Source organism: Verrucomicrobiota bacterium (assembly GCA_027622555.1).
Lineage (GTDB): Bacteria > Verrucomicrobiota > Verrucomicrobiia > Opitutales > UBA2995 > UBA2995.
In genome coordinates, this window is the sequence record JAQBYJ010000216.1 from 1 (window position 1) to 4,475 (window position 4,475).

Consider the following 4,475-nt stretch of genomic DNA (forward strand, 5'->3'; position numbering starts at 1 on the left):
TGAGTAGTTACAATATATGTTAGATTATTTCAGGCTCTATTTTGAAATCGACCCGACAGAAAGGCTTTGGGGTGCTACCAACCCGGCGCCGAAAGACTTTGCCAGTCTTAAGAAAGACGACACCTTTTTATCATCCATTCATTTATTCAAAACGGTACATCGTTCCGTCCTGCGCGCCCTTTAAAATTCGAAGGAAGATTCTGAAGTGATACTAGCAAAACTTCAGGACTATCAGGAAGGAAGCACTCGTTAACCCAAACCTTGCCGGTAGTGAGTGAACCCATTCCAATCAAGATAAAGAGACTTATATACGATGCTAACATTCCTTCGAAAAATACGACGCTCATTGATTGAGACAGGGTCAGTTCAAAAATACCTACTCTACGCCATCGGTGAAATAGCTCTCGTCGTGATAGGCATATTGATCGCATTGCAGATCAACAATTGGAATGAAGAACGCAAAGAATCGATTCTTGAACAGGAATATCTTGCGCGCCTTGAAGTTGCCTTCGAGGAGAATGCGCAACTGGCTGAGAGGGCAGTTGAGAGTGGAATGGAGGACAGTCATTTACTCGAACAATTCATCCAAATGACGCCAGAGGAAGCCGGACAAATACCGCCAGATTTAGCCTGGGAATATCTTCGAGCTCTTTGGCGACCAAATCAATTTTCTGAACTCAACAACGCAGCTCTCACCAACATTCTCAACGCGGGCCAACTTTCAGTGAAAGTTAATCCACAATTACTAACAGCCTTCGCCGAATGGCGCGCAATCACGGCGAAATTGGCCGGTCAGAATAATAAGCTCCAAGATTTGGATCAAGAAGTCACCCAACCACTTTCCCTCTACCCGGAACTCCAGCAAGAGTTTTCAAAGGCGGACCGCAGTGAACGATCAGGAGTTCAATTACCTGGTTCTGTCACTCGCAGAATACGGGAAGACAATGAGGTCATCAGCCGGGCCGCCCGTAAGGGTCAGGCTTCGAGGGTCCTCCACGGAAGCATGCTTCCGAGAATCCAGCAAAAATCACAGGAACTCCTGGAACTCATCCGGCAGACCCGTGAAAACTGAACTTGAGCGTGTTTCGAGGATACAGACTTCAGAAAAAATAAGCCAAAAACTAAATCTACAAAGGGTGAGGAAATAATATTACTATATGTCCCAATCTCAGTATACAAAAAGCCAGAGTTGGAGTAAAATCATCAAACCCTATCTGAACCTTCAAAGAAACAATAAATGAGATATCTGTCACCCACCTTACTCTTATTAAGCACCCTGCTTACAGGAATATTCGTAAGCGCATTTGCTCGATCCCAGCCCAACATTATTCTCATCTTTACTGACGACCAGGGTTACAACGACCTGGGTTGTTTTGGGTCCAAGACGATTAAGACACCGCATCTCGATCGTATGGCTGAGGAGGGTTTGATATTAACCAGCTTCTATGCTCAACCGGTTTGCGGAGTATCGCGAGCGGCTCTTATGACGGGATCCTACCCGATCCGAGTAGCCGAACCCGACAATGTTAAACAGCTGCATACGGTACCGCATCCCGAAGAAATCACCATGGCGGAAACGCTCAAGACCGCAGGGTATGCAACGGCCCTCATCGGGAAGTGGCACCTGGCTGGAAATCCGAAGGGACCAGACAACTCCTTTGACTCGTCACTCATGCCGAACGCCCAGGGATTTGATTACTTTTATGGAACCCCTCGCTTTAACGGTTTCACTGTTTACGTGGAGGACACGCCTGTGCGCAGCAGAATTTACCGAAACGAAGAAGTGGTCGTTGAAGCCGTCGAAAGCTGGGACCACATCACTCAGGACTACACACGGGAAGCGCTTCAATGGATTGAACAAAAAAAAGACCAACCTTTTTTTCTTTACCTCGCTCATAACTTGCCGCACGTCCCCGTCGGTGCCTCTGAAGCTTTTAAAGGGAAATCTGAATACGGGCCCTACGGTGACACGATCGAGGAAATCGATTGGTCCAGCGGACAAATACTCGGGAAACTAAAAGAACTAAATCTCGATGAAAACACACTGGTCGTATTTACTTCGGACAATGGCCCCTGGATTGAAGCGACTCGTTACGTTGGCGGCAAGCCGAGCGATAAACCATTTATTCCCCTGGATCATTCGGGTAGCGCCCTTCCCTTACGCGGCTGGAAGATGAGTGCTTGGGATGGTGGTTCGCGTGTCCCTTTTATAGCTCGCTGGCCGGGCAGGATAGCGACAGGCAGAAAGTCCGATGAGCTCCTGTCAACCTTGGACCTGCTTCCCACCTTTGCTAAGCTTGGAGAAGCCAAACTTGCTGACCGAAAGATCGATGGCCACGACGCCACAGATTTTCTTGTTGGCAAAACAGAAGCTAGTCCGCGGGAAGACTATTTTTATTATTCTGGCTGCTTGTTGACAGGAGTACGATCCGGTCACTGGAAGTTGGTGCTCCCTCGTCCAAACAATCCATCCGGAACCGGTTGGTGGGGTAGGTTAATCGAGGAGGTCCACGAAATTCAGTTATTCGATTTGAACCTCGACATGGCGGAAGCTAGCAATGTCGCGAGTTTTCATCCAGACATCGTCCAATCCTTGATGAAGCGGATCGAATGGGCCCGCGAGGAACTGGGAGACATTGACAAAACCGGTGCCGGTGCGCGCTTTTTCGATCAAGGTGAACGCAGTCTGCAGGTGCCTATTTTTTCTAAATGACTCACCTGACATAGAACTTTCAGAATAACCCATTATAGAACATTATGTAAAATACGTATTTGTACTACTGAAGAAAATTTCCAGTACTGAGGCTGTTCGATCATTTGGTGAATGCATCTCAAGGGTCCGTCACACAGGAGAATCTATCCTGATTTGCAAGAACGATAAACCCGTAGCCACACTCACTCCACCTCCGGGAAGCTCCCGACTAACCGTTGCAGAGTTTGTCGATGCATGGCAAAACCTGAACCTGGATAAAGATTTTGCGACAGACCTTGAGAGTATTGGAAAAGAAGACTCGCCGCTTGAAAATCCAAGGGCCTCGTAATCGATACATCCGCGTTGGTGCACCTCGATCGCGTCAAAATAAATTCGAAAGCCCTTCCATTTGCGAATGAAGATCTTGTTCTTCCCACTATCGTTTGGGCTGAAACCCTGATTGGGGTGAGGCTCGCCAATTCTCCAGATCGAGTTGCAAAAAGAAGAGGTCTACTCGAAAAGATCAGGCTCCTAACGTCCTTTGAACCCTTTTCAACGGAAGCGGCGGAAATCTACGCAGCCCTATACCGCCAATTAAGGAAGGATGGGAAAAACATTCCTCAAAATGATCTTCAAATCGCCGCCATAGCCATTTCTCTGGGATTCGGCGGCCTCGTTGGCCCACAGGATGAAAAACACTACCGGCAAATCAAAAACTTAAGAGTGGAAGTGATTGAACCTGAAGAAAAAGCCCAAGACCCGCACCGCTAACTGACTACCTTCGACCTATACTCTTTGCGAAACGCTTTAGGGGACACGCCTTTTCGCTCTTTGAACTGTCGGTTGAAATTGGAAAGGTTGTTAAAGCCAGAGGCGTAACAGATTTCGGATACACTGGCATCACTCTGCATGAGTTTCCGACAAGCGAGGCCAACCCGCAATTCATTGACGTAATGAATGAAGGCTTTGCCGGTGTTCTTTTTGAAAAAGCGGGAAAACGATTTTGGGCTCATGAGTGCGACACGCGTAACGTCCTCCAGCTTGATTTCCTGGTCCAGGTTTTCCAGAATCCAATTTTTGACACGATCAATCCGCTCCACATTTTGTTCATTCAATGAGGGAGCATATATGTGACTCACTAAGGGAGCACGATCCTCTTCGGGAGCAGAGGCCAGTGTATCCAGAATAAGAATAAACTGGGCAAAACGTTGTCCTGGACTTTGCGTCCGCATCGCCAGCATCATTTCCTCTGCTCGATCACGTGTCGGCCCGAAAAACTCAAAGGAGCGGCCGGTCGATTCAAGAAAGTTACGGATGCGGTCCATTTCCAACTTGGACAGCAAGTCTTTTCCAAGTGACGCTACCGAAAATTGTATGACCAACATGGCGGGCTTATCGGGATCGCCCTCGGGCGGTTCGTTGGGATGAAAGGCATGAGGCACATTGGAACCATTTAAGATTAAAGTGCCCGGTTTAATATCTCCCATGAAATCTCCGGTAATGTGATATCCGGTATTCTTCAGCGTAAGAAGTATGTCGATTTCGGGATGATAATGCCAGGTGGTCCAGATGTCGGTGTCGGTCTTAAAAGAAAACAATTGGGCCTCCTGGGAAATAATCTCCCGTTGAGCATCCCTATCTTTCCGACTATTCGCTAACTCTATCTGAGGCATTTTCTGTTTCGAAATTTTTTAAACTGATGTTTTTCAAACTCCAAATGAAACTCCCCGAAGCAAGCATCGGGGTATCTGAAACAGAAACATTCTTACCATAATCTTAGCTG

General features: G+C 47.4%; 5 protein-coding genes. 4 read left to right on the forward strand and 1 reads right to left on the reverse strand.

Annotated features, from left to right (window positions below):
* The first annotated feature begins 16 nt into the window (after positions 1-16).
* The 4 genes from O3C43_24765 to O3C43_24780 all read left to right on the forward strand — a co-directional run bounded on the left by O3C43_24765 (position 17) and on the right by O3C43_24780 (position 3,463).
* The gene (locus O3C43_24765; protein MDA1069702.1) at positions 17-184 is read left to right on the forward strand and encodes a hypothetical protein; all 168 of its coding nucleotides are present in this window, start codon (positions 17-19) and stop codon (positions 182-184) included.
* Between the two features lie 129 nt (positions 185-313).
* A complete protein-coding gene (locus tag O3C43_24770) occupies positions 314-1,072 on the forward strand; it encodes a DUF6090 family protein (protein ID MDA1069703.1) in 759 nt (252 codons plus the stop codon).
* A 165-nt stretch (positions 1,073-1,237) separates the two neighbouring features.
* A complete protein-coding gene (locus O3C43_24775; protein ID MDA1069704.1) occupies positions 1,238-2,713 on the forward strand; it encodes a sulfatase in 1,476 nt (491 codons plus the stop codon).
* 327 nt (positions 2,714-3,040) lie between these two features.
* The gene (locus tag O3C43_24780) at positions 3,041-3,463 is read left to right on the forward strand and encodes a type II toxin-antitoxin system VapC family toxin (protein ID MDA1069705.1); all 423 of its coding nucleotides are present in this window, start codon (positions 3,041-3,043) and stop codon (positions 3,461-3,463) included.
* Here O3C43_24780 and O3C43_24785 read toward each other — a convergent pair.
* Positions 3,460-4,365 carry an AraC family transcriptional regulator gene (locus O3C43_24785; protein MDA1069706.1) on the reverse strand — a complete coding sequence of 302 codons (906 nt, stop codon included), beginning with the start codon at positions 4,363-4,365 and terminating at the stop codon, positions 3,460-3,462. The genes O3C43_24780 and O3C43_24785 overlap by 4 nt on opposite strands.
* Positions 4,366-4,475: the final 110 nt, after the last annotated feature.